We start from the raw sequence: 17,928 nt of genomic DNA, 5'->3' as shown, positions 1-17,928 counted from the left end.
AGGCATATGACATGATCAACTTTCAAGGCTACGGGCCGCGCCTGCTGGAAGGCGCGCTGGTCACCGTAGAGCTGGCACTGCTGTCACTGGTCGTGGCCGTCGTGCTCGGCCTGCTGACCGCCAGTGCCAAGCTCTCGCCAAACCGCCTGATTCACGGCATCGGTACGCTCTACACCACGCTGATTCGCGGCGTCCCCGATCTGGTCCTGATGCTGCTGCTGTTCTACGGCGGTCAGATCGGCATCAACATGGTCACCGACCAGCTCTACTACGCCTTCGACATCGACATCTTCATCAACGTCAATGCCTTCCTCTCCGGGGTCATTACCATCGGGCTGATTTTCGGCGCCTACATGGGCGAAACCTTCCGTGGCGCCTTCCAGGCGGTCGACGAGGGCCAGATGGAAGCGGCGCGTGCCTACGGCATGAATCCGCTGATGGCGTTCCGCCGCGTGCGCTTCCCGCAGATGATGCGCCACGCCCTGCCCGGTATCGGCAACAACTGGATGGTACTGCTGAAGACCACGGCACTGGTCTCGATCATCGGGCTCAGCGACATGGTGCGCGTCGCCGCCGAGGCGACCAAGGCCACCCACGAACCCTTTCTTTTCATGATTCCGGTCGCCGCGATCTACCTGCTGATCGCCACCCTTTCGGAGTGGGGCTTCGCCCGACTCGCCAAGCGCTATAGCACCGGATTCGGGGAGTCCAGCGAATGGAACAACTGAACGCCTGGTTCACCGATCTGCTCGCCGGGAACGCGATCTTCACCGCCAATACGCTCGGGTTCTACTGGGACGGCCTGGTCACCACGGTGCAGCTGGTCTTCCTGTGTCTGGTGCTGGGGATCGTGCTCGCCGTGCCGCTGGCGATCGGTCGCGGGTCCAAACGCCCGTGGATCAAGTGGCCAATCTATCTCTACACCTACGTCTTTCGCGGTACGCCGCTGCTGATCCAGCTCTACCTGGTCTACTATGGCGTGGTCTTCTTCGACGGCATTCAGGACTCCATCTTCTGGGTCGTCTTCAAGCAGGCTTTCTATCCGGCGCTGATCGCCTTCACCCTGAACACGGCGGCCTACACCACCGAGATCTTCCACGGCGCGATCAAGAATACCGCCAAGGGCGAAATCGAGGCAGCCCGCGCCTACGGCATGTCGAAGCCGCTGATGATGCGGCGGATCATCCTGCCCAGCGCCTTTCGCCGAGCGCTGCCGGCCTACGGCAACGAGGTGATCTTCATGCTGCACGCCAGCGCCGTGGCCAGCGTGGTGACGATCATGGACCTGACCGGTGCCGCGTCCTACGTCTACGCGCGTTTCTACGCGCCGTTCGCGGCGTTCAGCTTCGTCGCGGTGATCTATCTCTGCCTGACCTTCAGCATCATGTTTTGCTTTCGCAAACTGGAGAAACGCCTGCTGGCGCACCTACGCCCGCGCGGCGCGTGATGCTCAAGGCCCGATCCACCCATATCCCAACCACAAGAAGCGAGGCCCTATCATGAAGCGTTGGATTACCGGTCTTCTCATCGCCGGCACCCTGACCGCCGGCCCGGCGCTGGCGCAGGATCAGCAACCGGTTCGCCTCGGTATCGATGTGCCCTACGAGCCGTTCGTGGTACGCAACGCCGAGGGGAATCTCGAGGGCTTCGAGATCGACCTTGGCAACGAGCTGTGCGCCCGCGCCAACCTCGATTGCACCTGGGTCGAGCAGGGCTGGGACGGCATCATTCCGGGCCTCCTGGCACGCAAGTACGATGCCATCCTCTCCTCGATGGCGATCACTCCGGAGCGCGAGCGCCAGGTGCGCTTCTCGCTGCCCTACTACAACACGCCGAGCGTCTGGATCACTGCCCGCGATCGCGATATCGATATCACCGACAAGGCCGCGCTTCAGGGGCTGACGGTCGGCGTACAGCGCGGCACCATTCGCGACGTCTACGTGACCCAGGAGTACGGCGATATCCTCAATATTCGTCGCTACGGCTCGTCGCAGGATGTGGTCAACGACCTTCAGGCGGGGCGCCTCGACCTGACCTTCGAGGACTTTCCCATCGCCGTGGACGCGATCGATTTCCGCGAGGCGGACAGCCCCTACAAGCAGCTCGGCGACAGCATCAAGACGCCGACCTCGATCTTTGGCGAAGGTGCAGCGATCGCTTTTCGCCAGCGTGATGAGGCCCTCGCGGAGCGGTTCGATCGCGCAATCTGCGAGGTCTACGCTGACGGCACGTTCGACGACCTGATGCAGCAGTACTTCGACTACGACCTGTCGACCCCGCCGAGCGACGCGGACTGCGCCCCCTTCCGCTAAAGGCCTCATCGGATCACTCCCAGGCTGCGCCCTGCCGAAGCGATCGGCAAGGCGCAGCATCTGTCCGGCAACACCGACTTTTTCCCTTTCGTTCGAGGATGCCTTCGTGGAACACCAGCAACACCCCCTGATCACGCCGGTGCCCGGCACCGAACGGCATCTCGACAGCTTCCACTTCGGCCCCGAAGAGGCGGAGCGTCATGTCTATGTCCAGGGCGCACTGCATGCCGACGAGCTTCCCGGCATGCTGGTCGCATGGACCCTGAAGCAGCGCCTGGCCGAGCTGGAGCGAGAAGGTCTGCTCGCCTGTCGCGTCACGGTCGTTCCGATCGCCAACCCGATCGGCCTGGATCAGCAGCTGATGGATACGCCGCTGGGGCGCTACGATTTCGAGAGCCTGAACAACTTCAACCGTCACTATGCCGGCGTGATCGAACCGGTCGCCGCGGCGGTCGCGGACCGACTCGGCGACGATGTCGCCCTCAACCGCGAGATCATTCGCGCCCAGATCGGCACCGCACTGGCGGCGATCGCACCGCATACCGCGCTGGAGTCGTTGCGCCTCACTTTGCAGCGACTGGCCTGTCAGGCCGACTTCGTGCTCGATCTGCACTGCGACTTCAACGCTGTCGAGCACCTCTACACCACCCCGGCCGCATGGCCGGTCTTCGAACCGCTGGCCCGTTACTATGGCTCGCGTGCCAGCATGCTGGCGACCGACTCCGGCGGACAGTCCTTCGACGAGTGCTTCACTCTCGTCTGGGAAGGCCTGCGCGAGCGTTTCGGCGACCGCTTCCCGATCGACTACGGCACCCAATCGGTGACCCTGGAGCTACGCGGTCAGCAGGACGTCGATCACGCACTGGCGGGGCGTGACAGTCAGGCGATCATCGACTGGATGACGCACCTGGGGCTGATCACGGGGGCCCCGCGCGAACTGCCGGCGCTCGCCTATCCCGCCACCGACCTGGCCGCAATGGACTTCCTGCATGCGCCGATCGGTGGCCTGCTGGTGTTTCATCTGGCGCCCGGCGTCGAGGTCGAGGCAGGCCAGGTGGTCGCCGAGATCATCGATCCGATCACCGACCGGGTCGAAGCCGTGCGCGCCACGCAGGCCGGCATGTTCTATGCCCGCAGCCAGCGGCGCATGGCGACCGCCGGCATGATCGTGGCCGATATCGCCGGCCACCATAGCCATCGCAGCGGTTATCTCCTGGCCCCGTGAGCCAGGCGTTGACGGGGGTCATATTCAATCGTGTAAGCATTCGTTATGCTGCGATAGTCACCCGTTCGGTCTTACGGTCCCGCGCTCACGAGGGGCGGATACCGGGAACGAGTCGCCACAAGAACACACGTATTCTCAAAGAGACGCGATCCATGAAAAAACTGCTGACTACCAGCCTGCTCGGCGCCACGCTGATCGCCGGCGCCGTCCAGGCCCAGGATGCCGAACAACTGCGAATCGGTGTCGACGTCCCCTACGAACCGATGGAATACCGCACGCCGGACGGCGAGCTGACCGGCTTCGACATCGAGCTGGGCAACGCCATGTGCGAGCAGATCAATGCCGAATGCGAGTGGGTCGTACAAGCCTGGGACGGCATCATTCCTGGCCTGATGGCGCGCAAGTACGACGCCATCATGTCGTCGATGACCATCAACGACGAGCGCCGCCAGACCGTGCTCTTCTCCGACCCGTACATCAAGCCGCCCTCCGCCTGGTTCGCGGCCGACGACAGCGGGATCGACGCCGTCTACCCGCAGACTCTCGAGGGCAAGACCATCGGCGTTCAGCGCGGCACGCTGCAGGACAACTATGTCACCGACAACTACGGCGACGTGGCCGACATCAGCCGCTACACCACCGCTGACGATCTGGTCCTGGACATGGATGCTGGTCGTATCGACATCGCCTTCCTCGACTTCCCGGTCGGCAAGTCCACGCTGCTGGACAGCGAAGACGGCAACTATGTCACCGTTGGCGACATGATCAGCGAGCCGGCAGAGTACTTCGGCGAAGGCTTCGGCATCGCTTTCCGCCAGCGTGACGAGGACCTCGCCGAGCGCTTCAATGAGGCCCTGGCCACGCTGCAGGAAAACGGCACCTACGACGAGATCTACGAAAAGTACTTCAAGAACCACGAGTAACTCGTCAGCCACGCGTCATAGCCGCGTGACGCCCAGCTGGAAGCCCCCGCTTCCCGCAGTCCCCGCGCTGCGTGAAGCGGGGGCTTTCTGGTCCTGGCCTCCCCATGTGCGCGTCAGTCGATGGCCTGCGCCTGCCGCCAGAAGTTGATCATCCATTGGGCCATCCGCTCGCTGTCGACCTGGGCATGCAGCGAAATCTCTCCCTCACGCACGCGCTGCGCCGGCATGGCCTCTCCGCGCAGACGTATCAGATCGGCCGCATAAGCCTTGGTGAATTCGGGATGTCCCTGGACGCCGAGAAAGCATTCGCCGACCTGTATCAGATAGAACGGGCAGAAATCGCTCGCGGCCAGTACACGACTTCGCGGGGGCAGCGTCCGCACCTGATCCTGGTGACTGACGAGTAAATCCAGCCCGGGCTGCCAGGGCTGCATCCAGGGCTCGCGATCGGCTATCTGGTTGAAGGAGACGCCAACTCCCCAACCGCGCGGGCTACGCTCCACCTCGCCACCCAGCGCCCGAGCGATCAACTGATGACCGAAACAGACGCCGATCAACGGTCGTTTCGCTTCCCATAAGTCGCGCACGAATTCGCACAGGTGGTCGATCCAGGCATCGCCGTCGTTGACGCCGTATTTCGAGCCAGTGATCAGCCAACCATCGATCGCCTCGACATCGGCGGCGGTCGGCATGTCATCATCCAGACAGCGCCAGACCCGGAACGTCAGCGCCGGTTCAATCCCCGTCAGCAGCCGCGCGAACTGCTGCGGGTAGTTGCCGTGCGCTTCACGCAGTGGCTCGGCGACATCGTCGCACTGCAGAATTCCGACTCGCATTCGACTCCCCTTCGTTGGCCACTCGCTCGGCTTTCCCACCAGGATAGGAACGGGGCGGCCCGACTCTCGCCGCACCGCCCCGTTCCGATCATGATCCCCAAACGCCGAGCGGAGCCTCCCGCCCGACTCGCAACGCTTCGACACGGCGTGTCACCGGGTCGGCGAAGCGATCTCCTCCCCCTCTTGCGCCTGCTGCTCCCGACGCTCCATGGCGAACTCTTCCTCCGGCGACAGAATCAGACGGTGCCGTCCCACGAAGGCGAAGTAGGCAATGGCGATCGCGAACCAGACGATCACGCCGAGAATGCCCACGCGATAGGTGGGATCGCTCAGCTGGAAGAACAGCGTCACCAGGGCGATGACGATCGTCACCCAGGCCCCCGCCGTGCCAAACGGGCTGCGATAGGGGCGCGGAATGTCGGCGCGATTCCGTCGCAGCAGAATGAACGAGACCGCCTGCGCGATATAGGAGCACATGGCCCCGAAAACCGCCATGTTGAGCAGCGTGCCGCCAATCACCGCCGACCCCTGATCGACGCCCAGCCCAATGAACAGCACCAGCATGATGACCAGCCCCAGACAGGCACCCGCTATCATCGCCACGTGCGGTGTCTTGCGCGTGCCGTGGGTGACCGACAGCCAGGTGGGAAAGTAGCCGGCCCGAGAGAGCGAGTAGATTTGGCGCCCCTGGGCGAAGATGATGGTGTGGAAACTAGAGATGAGGCCAATGATGGCCACCAGCGCTAGCCCCTTGGCCAGACCGCTGCCGTAGATGGCGGCGAAACCGTCGAGCAACGGCTCGCCGCTCTGCCCAAGCGCATAGGCCCCGACCCCGACCAGCGACGGGTTGAGAAAGAGAATCATCGAGGCCGAGACGATCAGCGTGATCATGCCGAGGATGATGCCCCGAGGCATGTCGCGCGCCGGATCCACGGACTCCTCCGCCGCCAGTGGCAGCTGCTCGATGGCCAGAAAAAGCCAGACCGCGAACGGCATCGCCGCCAGCGCACCGCCGATGCCCATCGGCAGCAGCGACCCGCCTCCGCCTTCTAGCCGCTCGCCATCCGGGCCGATATCGAGCGCCCAGGTGGTGAAGTCGATATTCGGAATCGCCGAGACCCAGAAGACCAGCAGTACCGCCAGGGCGAGCAGCGTCACCGTCAGCGTGACCTTGAAAGAGAGCTCCACGCCGACGATGTTGAGCCCGACGAAGAGCAGGTAGCCGACGACCCACCACAGCGGCTGCATCGCCACCGGGGTCTCGAAGATGCTGCCGAGATAGGAGCCGATAAAGAAGACGATCACCGCCGGTGTCAGGATGTACTCGACGTTTTCGCACAGGCCGGTGATGAAGCCGCCCCAGGGGCCCATGGAGGTGCGCGCGAAGGAGTAGGCCGCACCGGTATGCGGCAGGGCGGGCGACATTTCGGCGATGCAGAAGGTCAAGCCGAGATACATGATCGCGATCAGCGCGGTGGCGATCGCCATGCCGCCCCAACCGCCGATGGCGAGCCCAAGATTCCAGCCGGAATAGTGGCCCGAGATGACCGCCCCCACGCCGAGAGCCCAGAGCGACCAGGGGCCGGCGTAGCGGCTGAGCCCCCGTTTGTCGAAGTAGCTCGCCTCTTCCTGGCGATACTGGATATTGGATGATTGCTGCATGACTGCCTCCCTCTGTTGACGTTGTTATGGGCGAAGCGATGCGATGCTGCGGCCGCCGGCCTTGACATGGGCGGCCTGCGTTTCACCAATACTGCAGCGCCGTGCGCATCGCAATCCCCTGCGAGCGAATCAGCACGGAATGCAGCCAGATTGGGTAAACGACGGGATCGGCGGCGCGGCAAGAGGTGGCGATGACAATGCCTGTCGATCGCTACGTAAGACAGCAATTATTTACCGTTCTTCTCTGGAGCGCCTGTGACGTGGTCCGTATCCTGCTAAGTAAAGCTAGCCGTCTATCGATTATCGTAACGGTGCAGCTTGGCTTGATGACGAGATGACGGCGATCCCTCGATGGCGCCGCAGCAAAATAGAGAAGACGACACGCCCGTTATCGAGGCGGTCGCAAAAATTGCAGCAGGGTATTCCATGGATCAATGGCTTCAGCAAATACAGGAGGCGGTGCTGGGCGTTGGCCTGATAACGCTCCTCCTGGTCTACCGGCGCAACCCGCTTTCGCTACTGGCGATTGCGGCGGCCGCAAGTCTCTGCCTGGCCACGGCAGGCAGCGCGCTCACGCCCGAGGCAACCGGCACGACAGCGAGTGCCGCGCTGCTGTTCGCCCTGCTGGCGCTCGCCAGCCGACAGTCGCCCTTGCCCATCTGGCTGGCCAGTACGCTCTCGCCCTCTCCGAACGGTCCTGAAGCAGCGGTGCAGGTCACCGCGCACCCGGTCAGCGGCAAGCTGCAGGTGTTCTACCTTTCCCGCTGGTTCGACGCCGTCCTGATCGACCCCGCCAATCCGCCGCTGCGCGATGGCGAAACGGTCTATCTGATTCGCCACAGCGCACGGCAGGCCTGGGTCAGCCGTGTCCGTAGCCATACGCCGCCACCGGAATCGCCGCGCCGCTGGCACTGGCACTGGCACACCCGATAGTCCGACGCGCACCGAGTGCGATCGACACCGGCGTGGACCACGATCGCCCGCCATTTTGGCGATGTTCCCACGCTCTCGCCGTGTTCGACGAAACCGCGACTGATAGGAAAACGGGGAACGCAAGAGAGCGCCTATCGCTTGGCGACAGTGCCCCTAAGCGGTCGACGGGCGCGCAAAACGGGCGACCAGTCGTGCCATCCCCGGCCCCACCATGACCACGGTAAACAGCCGTAGCGTCTGCAGTGCGACCACCAGCCCCACGTCGGCGTGGGTATCGATGGCGATAATGGTCATCGAGTCGAGCCCGCCCGGACTGGTACCCAGGTAGGCGGTGACGAAATCCGCATGCATCAGTCGCGTCATCAGCCACGCCGAGAGCGCGCACATCGCGATCAACAGCAGCGAGGCGAAAATCATCTTGCTCAGCGCGCGGGCAATATTGCGGACCGTCTCGCGGTCGAAACGCAGGCCCACGTAGGCGCCGATGATGCCGTAGGCCAGTTCCAGCAGCGGCTGCGGAATCAGAATCGTGATCACGCCGCTCAGCTGCGCCAACGTCCCCAGCACGACCGGCCCCAGCAGCGCACCCGCCGGCAGCCGTCCGTCAAAGATCAGCACGCCGGCGATCACCGTGGCGGCGGTCGCCAGCAGCGCCAGTACCTCCTCCGTATCAGCGGGCAGATTGGCGGGATGGCCGCGGCCGGCGACATCGGTCACACCCAGGTAATGGCTGACCAACGCGCCGACCAGCACCACACAGACCACGCGCACGTACTGCATGGCCGCCACGATGCGCGGGTCGGCGTCACTCTCCTCGGCCATCGCCACCATCGCGGCGGCCGCACCCGGCGTCGTGCCCCATGCCGCCGTCGTGCCGGGCAAGCCGCCATAGCGCACCAGCCCGATCCCCACGACCAGACTCAGGACCAGCGTGATCGCGGTGGCCAGCAGCATCACCGGCCAGGCATCGAGTATCCGCAGCAGGATCCCCATGGTCAGCGTCTGGGCGATCAACACGCCGATCACGCCCTGGCTCAGCTTGAACGCGACGCGCGGCAGACGCAGTCCGCCAATCGACACGCCATAGACAATCGCCACGGCCATCGGACCGATAAAGCCACCGGCCGGCATATGCACCCAATTGAGCAGTCGGTTGGCCAAGACGCAGGCGAAGACGAGCAGACTCCAGCGCAGCCAGACAGGACAAGGCGCCCGAGGGGGACGGTCAGAGGCAGACAAGCGACGACTCCATAAAAGGCTAATCATAGCAGCCCGCTCACGGCGCATGCAGCTTTGTCGACAATATCACCTTGCTCGCCAACGGGCTGCTACAGTCAAGGCAAGTGGAGCATCCCCTTTCCCTGCCCAGTCGTGGAGTGCCTCATGTCGCGAAACCTGCTTGCCGGAATCGGCGCCGTCCTCTGGCTAGGCGCAAGCGTTCCCCTCGTCGCCGCGGAGCCGGTGCCCACCGGCCCGCCCAACGCCACCGACCAGACACCCGCCTTCCCGGCGCAGACGCGTGCCCCGGCGCTCGCCCCCGAACCGGCGCTGCAAACGACCCGCGTGGTCGCCGGACTCGATCACCCCTGGGGCATCGCCTTTGTCGACAACGACAGTGCCCTGGTGACCGAACGCGCCGGCCGGCTGCGCCGCGTCAAGCTGACCAGCGGCGAGCTGTCACCGCCCATCGAGGGCGTGCCCGAGGTCGATGCCCGCGGCCAGGGTGGGCTGCTCGATGTCACGCTCGCCCCGAATTTCGCGACCAATCGCCAACTCTACCTGAGCTATGCCGAACCGCGTGGCGACGGCCGCAACGCGACCAGCGTCGCGCGTGCCCGACTCTCCGCCGATGGCACCCGCCTCGAGTCGCTCGCGGTGATCTTCCGCCAAGAGCCCGCCTGGCAGTCGACTCGCCACTTCGGCTCGCGCCTGGTGTGGGACGATCAGGGGCATCTCTACATCACGCTGGGCGAGCGCTCGCTGCCGGGGCCACGGCGCCAGGCGCAGTCGCTCTCTTCCCATCTCGGCAAGGTGGTACGTCTCAACGCCGACGGTAGCATTCCCGCCGACAACCCGTTCGTCGACATCGACGAGGCACGACCCGAGATCTGGTCCTACGGGCACCGCAATATCCAAGGCGCAACCTGGTACGCCGGCAAGCTATGGACGATCGAGCACGGACCGCGCGGCGGCGATGAGCTCAACGTCCCAGAGGCAGGCAAGAACTACGGTTGGCCGATCATTACCTACGGCGAGGACTACAGCGGCGCGGATATCGGTGCAGGCATCACCGCACACGAAGGCATGGAACAACCGCTGTACTACTGGGATCCGGTGATCGCCCCAGGGGACATGACGATCTATCGCGGCGAGCGCTTCGCCGGTTGGCAGGGCAATATCCTGATCGCCTCGCTCGCCCCCGGCGGACTGGTGCGACTGACGCTCGACGGCGAGCGCGTCTCGGGAGAGCAGCGCCTGCTGACCTCGCTGGGGCGCGTGCGCGACGTGGCCGAAGGGCCGAGTGGCGCGCTCTGGCTGCTGACCGACGCCACCGACGGCGCGCTGATCCGGGTGACGCCGGCGAACAATTGATGTCGCTCGCGGTCGTCAGGCGTCAGGCATCAAGCGGCAGATGCAGAATCGCTCCCCGCGGACCACGAACGTCAAGCCACAGCTTGCCCAGCGTGATCGGCAGACGGAAGCGGCGTTTGCCGGCCGCGCCGGGATTGAACCATAGCCGGCGCGCGTCGCCCTCGCCCTGCCAACGGTTGAGCGGCTTGTGCGAATGACCATGCAGAATGACGTCGCAAGGCGTCTCGGTATCCGCCTCGGCAGCGATATGGATCAGCTGCAATCGGTAGCGGCCCAGCGTCAGCCACAGCCGCGCCGGCAGCGCGGCGCAGGGACCCTCGCGGTCGATATTGCCGCGAATCGCATGCAGTGGAGCCAGCGCGCCGAGCGACTCGAGAATGGCAGGGTCACCGACGTCGCCGAGATGGATCAGCCGCTGGCAGTCGGCCAGCAGCGCCAGCGCCTCGGCGCGCAGCAGACCATGGGTATCGGCGATCACGCCAATCGGCGCGTCGGGCTCCAGCGACAGCGTCTCGTCAGCCATGACATCCTCCTGAGTCCCGACTTGGCGTCCCGTGACAGGCAGGCCACGCCGTCGCCATCCTCGCGCCGTTGCCGGCGCACGGCGTGGGCAGGCTCAGATGGCCGGCCGGCTCATCCCCACAGGCGTCGCGTGGCGATGGCCGCACCATCGCTGAGCGCTTTCAGTTTGGCCCAGGCCACATCCTGCGCGACAAACTCGTAGCTGGCAAAGGTCCCGAAGCCGCAGTCGGTGCCGGCGACGACGCGCTCGCGGTCTCCCACCGCCGCGACCGACGCGCAGATGCGGTTGGCAACGACTTCCGGATGCTCGAGATAGTTGGTGGTGACATCGATCACCCCCGGCAGCAGCAGCATGTGATCCGGCAGCGGATGCGTCTTGAACGACACCGTCTCGTGCTCGTGACGCGGATTGCCGAGCGGGATGCTCAGCGCCCCCACCTTCGCCCGATAGAGAATCGGCAGCAGTTCGGCGACCGGCACGTCATCCTGGTGCGGCCCCTGCCAGTTGCCCCAGCAGACGTGCAAGCGAACCCGATCGGCGGGAATGTTCTCGAGCGCCAGATTGATCGCCTCGACGTGCAACTCGACCCGCTCGAGGAACGTGCCGAGATCGGCGTCACCGAACAGAATGACCCGCTCCATGGCAAGATCCGGAGCATCCAGCTGCAGGATATGCCCCGCGGCGACGATCGCCTCGTACTCCTTCTGCATTTCCCGCGCCACCGCCAGCACGTAATCGCGATCGGTCGGGTAGTCGGGATTGTCGTCGGCACGCAGCATGGTCGTGGTGACCACACCCGGCGACGCCGCGGTCATGAAGGTCTCCTCAGCGGCCGGCTTGCCGGCCAGCGCGGCCGCAAACGAGGCCAACTCCGCCTTCACGCCGGCCAGCGTCGGGTCGTAGCGCACCGCGCGCTGCGCCAGCGGCGTATTCCACACCTTGGCCAGATCCTCGGAGACACCGATCTGACGCGCCATGTGATCGGCGTAGCCGGGGAACTTCTGGATATCCAGTGTCGGCTTGCGCCGCCCCTCGCCGCCGAAGCCGGTCATGCGCTCGGTCACGTAGGTCGAGAACCCGACGCGCGGCGCTTCGCCGTTGTTGAGGCTGTCGAGGCCGGCCGCGAGCTGGGCATCGATAACGCCGTCGAGGCACTGCGCCACTTCCGCCTCGAAGATCGCGGCATCCACCGGCTTGCCCTGCTCCCGCATGACCAGCAGTTTCGACAGCGCCTGCGTTCGCGGCAGGCTGCCCGTGTGCGTGGTGATGATGCGGTCGTGGCTGGTTCTCATGGTCGCTCCTGACGTGACGGCGAGCGGCGGACATCGCCGCCCGGCAAGATCGACGTCAAGGATACGGAAAATCGCGGTCGCGCTTCGCCCCACCAACATGAAAGTTGCGCGAGCGACAATGAACGCCGCTCATGTAGCCACAGCGGGCGCTCACGCTCTGACACGAAAGACATGACGCGAAAGACACAACGCGAAAGACACAACGCGAAAGACACAACGCGAAAGACACGACGCCACCACAGGCGTCGTGCCCCCAGCGATACCCGGCCCGAAAACGACCGCGCCCCGGTACCTGAGTACCGGGGCGCGGGTCGGCGGCGTCGCGATGGCACGCCGTCGCGAAGCATCTGACGTCAGTCGTTGCTGTCGTCCAGCATTTCCGGCAGGTCGGTGACCGCGCCCCTGGACGCCGAACTGACCGTACGCGCGTACTTGGCCAGGGTGCCACGCGTATAACGCGGTGCCGGGCGCTTCCAGGCAGCGCGACGACGATCCATTTCGGCGTCGTCGATATGCAGCGTCATGACGTCGTTCTCGGCATCGATGGTGATCTCGTCACCGTCTTCAACCAGGCCGATCGGACCGCCGACGAACGCTTCCGGCGTGATATGGCCCACCACGAAACCGTGGCTGCCGCCGGAGAAGCGACCGTCGGTGATCAGTGCCACCTTGTCGCCCAGGCCACGCCCCATGATCGCGGAGGTTGGCGTCAGCATCTCGCGCATGCCGGGGCCGCCCTTCGGTCCTTCGTAGCGGATCACGATCACGTCGCCGGCGACCACGGTCAGGTCGTTGATGCGCGCCTGCGCCTCCTCTTCGGAGTTGAACACCCGCGCACGCCCGGTAAAGCGCGTCCCTTCCTTGCCGGTGATCTTGGCCACCGCCCCTTCCGGCGCCAGGTTGCCGTAGAGAATGCGCAGATGGCTGCTCGCTTTGACCGGCGCATCCAGCGGCTTGATGATCTGCTGATCCATCGGATACGGCGTCACGTCAGCCAGGTTCTCGGCCAGCGTCTTGCCGGTGACGGTCAGGCAGTCGCCGTGCAGCAGCCCCGCATCGAGCAGGATCTTCATCATCGGCTGGATGCCGCCGATGGCCACCAGCTCGCTCATCATGTAGTGGCCACTCGGGCGCACGTCAGCCAGTACCGGCACGCGCTTGCCGATCTCGGTGAAGTCGTCGAGCGACAGGTCGACGCCGATCGTGTTGGCCATCGCCAGCAGGTGCAGCACGGCATTGGTCGAGCCACCCAGCGCGATCACCACGGTAATGGCGTTCTCGAACGCCTTGCGGGTCATGATGTCCGAGGGCTTGATATCCAGCTCGAGCAGCTTGAGCACGGCCTCGCCGGCAGCCCGGCTATCGTCCTTCTTGGTCTGCGAGACCGCTTCCTGTGCGGAGGAGTTGGGCAGACTCATGCCCATGGCTTCGATCGCCGACGCCATGGTGTTCGCGGTGTACATGCCGCCGCAGGAACCTGGACCGGGGATCGCCGTCTCTTCGATCTGCTTGACCTCGATCCGCGACATGTTGCCCTGGGAGTAGGCGCCCATCGCCTCGAACACCGATACGATGTCGGTGTGGCCGGCACCGGGCTGGATGGTGCCGCCGTAGACGAAGATGCCGGGGCGGTTCAGACGTGCCAGGCCAATCATGCAGCCAGGCATGTTCTTGTCGCAGCCACCGATCGCGACGACCCCGTCGAAGCCTTCGCAGCCGGCCACCGCTTCGATGGAGTCGGCGATGATCTCGCGCGAGGCCATCGAGTACTTCATGCCCTCGGTGCCGTTGGCGATGCCATCGCTGATGGTGATGGTGTTGAACACCACGCCCTTGCCGCCCGCCGCATCGGCGCCGTCGCTGGCCGCATCCGCCAGCACGTTGATATGGCTGTTGCACGGCGTCACGCGACTCCAGGTCGAGGCGATACCGACCTGCGGCTTCTTGAAGTCATCGTCGTTGAAACCGACCGCACGCAGCATGGCGCGACTGGCCGCCTTGCCGGGACCGTCGACCACCTGAGAAGAATGGCGGCGGCGGTGATCGGTGTTCTCGGACTGCGGGCTGTCCGGGGAATCCTGCTGGCTCATCAAGCGCTCCTGTTGGCTTCTAGATCGTCTAACGCTGGACCGGGCTATCGTCCAGGTCGCCGTCTAGCGGGTCGTCTGGATGCCTCGTCGGGCATGGGTCGGGTGACGCCTGCCGGCCGGGATAACTCGGCGACAACGGACAATCGGCGGGCGTCGAACGTCACGGTCTCATGACGACGCGCGGGCGTGGGGCTCTTGTGGAGCCGAGCGGCACGGCTCGCGCGGAAATGGGTCTCTCCCGCACGGGCTCGCGCCATGCCGGGGGCTCTCATTGTAGCGACGTTGGCGCCGCTCGGTCATCCACACCGGGCGGAAATGCTGTGTCGGCCAGCGACGGCGAGCGCGGCTGTGCCACAATGGTCTCGACTCTTGCCGCCGTCCGCCACGGGTGACCATGTTCGACTTCAAGGAAATCGAGGCTTTCGTCTGGATCGTCCGACTGGGCTCCTTCCGGCTCGCGGCCCAGCACCTGCACCTGACGCAGCCGTCGATCTCCGATCGTATCGCTCGCCTCGAGGAAGCCGTAGGCGACCCGCTCCTCGACCGCGCCCAGCGGCCCATTCAACCGACGCTCAAGGGCCGCCAGTTCTACCGCCACGCCCAGCATCTGCTGGAGACACGCCAGGAGGCGATGGCGATGCTGAAGGCGGACAATCCGTTTCAGGGCGTGCTGCGCCTCGGCGTGGTCGAGACGATCGCTCACAGCTGGCTACCCGCCTTCATTGCCGAGCTCGCCAACCGTTTCCCCGACATGACACTGCAGCTGGAGGTCGACGGCACGCCCGGGCTCGCCACCAAGATGCTCAACCGTCAGGTCGACATGGCCTTCACGCTGGGGCCGATCAACGGCCAGGATATCCTCAACCGCCCGCTCTGCCACTACGCCACTGGCCTGATCGCCAGCCCCGCTCTGGGGCTCTCGCCGAGCACCTTTACGCTGCACGAGCTAGCGCGAACGGGTATGCCCCTGATCACCTTTGCCAGTGACAGTCGTCCCTACCGGGAGCTGCAGTCGCTGCTGCATCAGGAGCGCCTCGAGCGGCTCAAGCTGCACTGCTCGGGCTCCGTCTGGACCATCGTGCGTCTGGCGCTGGATGGCATCGGGGTCGGCGCGATTCCGCCTCGGATCGTCGAGCAGGAGATCGCCCGCGGCGATCTGATCGCGTTACCCTGCACGCTCCCGCGACTCGATTTCGCCGCCTCCTGGCCGCAGCATATCAACAAGGCCCTGGCCGACGGCGTCATCGATCTAGCGATCGAGCTGGGCCAGCGCGATCAGCGCGAACACATCTGACCCAGGCTTCCACGTCTTATTCCAGGCCACCACATTCCCGGTCCCCAAGTCTTATCCCAGCCGCCGATGACACCCTGCATGTAGTCGACATGGCAGGTCGTGAAAGGTTTTGTCGATGATCAAGGATCATAAAAATCGATTGGATTGATAAACGAAGAACTCTTAGCGTTGACCGTATAAAGGCAGACCGACACGCGTGATCGGTCTTGCCACGACAATGACAAACAGGATCGACAATATGACCGCACTCCTCACCGGGGACTCCACCCCCGCGGCCGCCCGCCAGGCCATCCGGCGCGGTGACTGGCCGCACACCACCACCGGTATCGCCAACGGCTACGCCCAGGTCAATCTGGTCATCATCCCCGAGGCCTACGCCAGCGATTTTCTCCGCTTCTGCATGGCCAATCGGCCGTCCTGCCCGGTGCTCGACGTGACCGAGCCGGGTAGCCCGCTGCCGGCCTCGCTGGGCGAGGACATCGACCTGTGCCGCGATGTCCCACGCTACCGCGTCTACGAGCACGGCGAGCTGGTCGATCAGCCGACGGATCTGTCGACGCGCTGGCGCGACGACCTGGTCACCTTCTCGATCGGTTGCTCGTTCTCGTTCGAGGAGCCGCTGATCGCCGAAGGCGTACCGGTTCGTCACATGGCGGCGCGCAGTATCGTGCCGATGTATCGCACCAATATTCCGCTCGTACCGGCCGGCCCATTCCACGGCCACTGCGTCGTCTCGATGCGCGCCATGCATCCGACCGATGCGATCCGAGCCGTTCAGATCACCACTGACATGCCCAGCGTGCACGGCGCTCCGCTGCATCTGTCCCGCCCCGACCTAATCGGCATCGAGGACATCCATCGGCCCGACTTCGGCGATGCACCGGTCATGGAAGCCGACGATATTCCGGTCTTCTGGGCCTGCGGCGTAACCCCGCAGATCGCGCTGATGAACGCGAAGCTGCCCTTCGCCATGGCACACGCCCCCGGCCACATGCTGATCACCGATATTCCCAACCACCGTCTGAAGTATCGCTGAGCGCCTCTCGCCAACGGTATCGATAGACGCCCGAGGTCGCGTTTCCGCCCCGGAAACGCCACTCGTACAACAACCTCAACAGACGAGCATCGACCATGAAAAAGAGACTCTCCGGTCTAACCTTTTCCGGGCTGACCCTGTCCAGTCTGACCCTGTCCGCCTTCACGCTCGGCCTGGCGCAGCCCGCCCTCGCCGAGACCAGCTTGAACGTCGTCGGCACCTGGAGCGCCGTCTCGCTGCACAAGAACTTCGAGGCCCCGTTCTGGAGCCAGACACTGCCTGAGGCCAGCAACGGCGACATCCAGGTCCAGATGACCACGTTCGATCAGATGGGCATCGAAGGCAGCGATGTCTTCGGCTATCTCAAGAACGGGCTGTTCAACGTCGGCATGACCTTCTCCGACTACGTCGGCGGGGAAGCGCCGGCCCTGGAAGGACTCGACCTGCCGATGATGACCACCGATCCGGACAAGGCCCGCGAAGTCAGCGAAGCGTTCCTGCCGATCGCCGAGAAGACGATGCAGTCGCACTACAATGCGCACGTGCTGGCCATCGCTCCCAACACGCCACAGGTGGTGTTCTGCAACACGCCGATCGAGGGCCTCGGTGATCTACAAGGCAAGAAGATTCGTGCCAGCGGACGTACCACGGCCGAGTTCCTGTCCGCGCTTGGCGCCCAGAGCACGGTCATGGCGTTCAACGAAGTGCCCGGGTCGCTCGAACGCGGCGTGATAGATTGCGCCGTGACCGGCTCGCTCTCCGGCTACAACTCCGGCTGGCAGGATGTCGCCGACTATCTGCTGCCGCTGCCGGTCGGCGGTTGGGATACCGTCATCACCGCCGTCGGCAACGATACCTGGAACGCGCTCGATGACGAGACAAAGCAGACCATCGAACGTGAGATCGAGCCCGGTTTCGTCGATCCGGTCTGGAACAATCTGGCCAAGGATGAAGAACAGGGGATCGCCTGCCTCACCGGTGAGGGCGACTGCGAACATGGTGAACCTGGCGACATGACGCTGGTCGCAGTGACCGATGCCGACCGCGAACGCGCGCACCAGGCGCTGGTCGATGCCGTGCTGCCGAGCTGGGCCTCGCGCATCGACGACGAGACCGTTTCGTTGTGGAACGAGAACGTCGCACCGCTCGTCGCCCTGCCTATCGTCAAGTGATCACTAACCTCGAATGATCGCTATCGCCACGTAACCGT

Annotated in this window: 16 protein-coding genes; 10 read left to right on the top strand and 6 right to left on the bottom strand. The window is 64.7% G+C overall.

Annotated features, from left to right (window positions below):
• The first annotated feature begins 11 nt into the window (after window positions 1-11).
• From MC381_RS10625 to MC381_RS10605, 5 genes are all read left to right on the top strand, one after another.
• Window positions 12-728 (top strand): ABC transporter permease, encoded by a 717-nt coding sequence (locus MC381_RS10625; RefSeq protein ID WP_251977727.1) that lies wholly within the window; start codon window positions 12-14, stop codon window positions 726-728.
• The gene (locus MC381_RS10620; protein ID WP_251977726.1) at window positions 716-1,447 is read left to right on the top strand and encodes an ABC transporter permease; all 732 of its coding nucleotides are present in this window, start codon (window positions 716-718) and stop codon (window positions 1,445-1,447) included. Before MC381_RS10625 ends, MC381_RS10620 begins: the two co-directional genes overlap by 13 nt.
• Before the next feature lie 52 nt (window positions 1,448-1,499).
• Window positions 1,500-2,312 carry a transporter substrate-binding domain-containing protein gene (locus MC381_RS10615; protein WP_251977725.1) on the top strand — a complete coding sequence of 271 codons (813 nt, stop codon included), beginning with the start codon at window positions 1,500-1,502 and terminating at the stop codon, window positions 2,310-2,312.
• Window positions 2,313-2,418: 106 nt separating this feature from the next.
• The gene (locus MC381_RS10610) at window positions 2,419-3,537 is read left to right on the top strand and encodes a succinylglutamate desuccinylase/aspartoacylase family protein (protein WP_251977724.1); all 1,119 of its coding nucleotides are present in this window, start codon (window positions 2,419-2,421) and stop codon (window positions 3,535-3,537) included.
• 152 nt (window positions 3,538-3,689) lie between these two features.
• Window positions 3,690-4,460, top strand: coding sequence for an ABC transporter substrate-binding protein (locus tag MC381_RS10605; protein ID WP_251977723.1), 771 nt, complete (start codon window positions 3,690-3,692; stop codon window positions 4,458-4,460).
• A 113-nt stretch (window positions 4,461-4,573) separates the two neighbouring features.
• Here the strand turns inward: MC381_RS10605 and MC381_RS10600 are convergent, their stop codons facing one another.
• Both MC381_RS10600 and MC381_RS10595 read right to left on the bottom strand, forming a co-directional pair.
• Window positions 4,574-5,296 (bottom strand): type 1 glutamine amidotransferase, encoded by a 723-nt coding sequence (locus tag MC381_RS10600; protein ID WP_251977722.1) that lies wholly within the window; start codon window positions 5,294-5,296, stop codon window positions 4,574-4,576.
• A gap of 150 nt (window positions 5,297-5,446) precedes the next feature.
• Complete coding sequence (locus MC381_RS10595) at window positions 5,447-6,958, bottom strand: amino acid permease (protein WP_251977721.1); 1,512 nt, start codon at window positions 6,956-6,958, stop codon at window positions 5,447-5,449.
• Between the two features lie 426 nt (window positions 6,959-7,384).
• Between MC381_RS10595 and MC381_RS10590 the strand changes: the two genes are divergently transcribed.
• Window positions 7,385-7,891: a hypothetical protein gene (locus MC381_RS10590; protein ID WP_251977720.1), complete on the top strand. Its 507-nt coding sequence runs from the start codon at window positions 7,385-7,387 to the stop codon at window positions 7,889-7,891.
• 153 nt (window positions 7,892-8,044) lie between these two features.
• Here MC381_RS10590 and MC381_RS10585 read toward each other — a convergent pair whose 3' ends face one another.
• A complete protein-coding gene (locus MC381_RS10585) occupies window positions 8,045-9,130 on the bottom strand; it encodes an AbrB family protein (protein WP_251977719.1) in 1,086 nt (361 codons plus the stop codon).
• Between the two features lie 144 nt (window positions 9,131-9,274).
• Between MC381_RS10585 and MC381_RS10580 the strand changes: the two genes are divergently transcribed.
• Window positions 9,275-10,483 (top strand): PQQ-dependent sugar dehydrogenase, encoded by a 1,209-nt coding sequence (locus MC381_RS10580; protein ID WP_251977718.1) that lies wholly within the window; start codon window positions 9,275-9,277, stop codon window positions 10,481-10,483.
• A 22-nt stretch (window positions 10,484-10,505) separates the two neighbouring features.
• On the opposite strand, the gene MC381_RS10575 is transcribed toward MC381_RS10580, so the two are convergent.
• From MC381_RS10575 to ilvD, 3 genes are all read right to left on the bottom strand, one after another.
• Entirely contained in the window at window positions 10,506-11,006 is a 501-nt protein-coding gene (locus MC381_RS10575; protein WP_251977717.1) for a metallophosphoesterase family protein, read from the bottom strand.
• A 110-nt stretch (window positions 11,007-11,116) separates the two neighbouring features.
• The gene (locus MC381_RS10570; protein ID WP_251977716.1) at window positions 11,117-12,298 is read right to left on the bottom strand and encodes a uroporphyrinogen decarboxylase/cobalamine-independent methonine synthase family protein; all 1,182 of its coding nucleotides are present in this window, start codon (window positions 12,296-12,298) and stop codon (window positions 11,117-11,119) included.
• A gap of 353 nt (window positions 12,299-12,651) precedes the next feature.
• A complete protein-coding gene (gene ilvD / locus MC381_RS10565) occupies window positions 12,652-14,388 on the bottom strand; it encodes a dihydroxy-acid dehydratase (protein WP_251977715.1) in 1,737 nt (578 codons plus the stop codon).
• 394 nt (window positions 14,389-14,782) lie between these two features.
• Between ilvD and MC381_RS10560 the strand changes: the two genes are divergently transcribed.
• From MC381_RS10560 to MC381_RS10550, 3 genes are all read left to right on the top strand, one after another.
• Complete coding sequence (locus MC381_RS10560) at window positions 14,783-15,682, top strand: LysR family transcriptional regulator (protein ID WP_251977714.1); 900 nt, start codon at window positions 14,783-14,785, stop codon at window positions 15,680-15,682.
• 238 nt (window positions 15,683-15,920) lie between these two features.
• Entirely contained in the window at window positions 15,921-16,718 is a 798-nt protein-coding gene (locus MC381_RS10555; RefSeq protein WP_251977713.1) for a putative hydro-lyase, read from the top strand.
• Window positions 16,719-16,813: 95 nt separating this feature from the next.
• A complete protein-coding gene (locus tag MC381_RS10550) occupies window positions 16,814-17,890 on the top strand; it encodes a TRAP transporter substrate-binding protein (protein ID WP_251977712.1) in 1,077 nt (358 codons plus the stop codon).
• Window positions 17,891-17,928 lie beyond the last annotated feature (38 nt).

Origin of the sequence: Salinicola avicenniae (assembly GCF_023736115.1) — a bacterium.
GTDB lineage: Bacteria > Pseudomonadota > Gammaproteobacteria > Pseudomonadales > Halomonadaceae > Salinicola > Salinicola avicenniae.
Note: the sequence above shows the minus strand (reverse complement) of the source record. Positions and strands in the feature narration are given on the sequence as shown.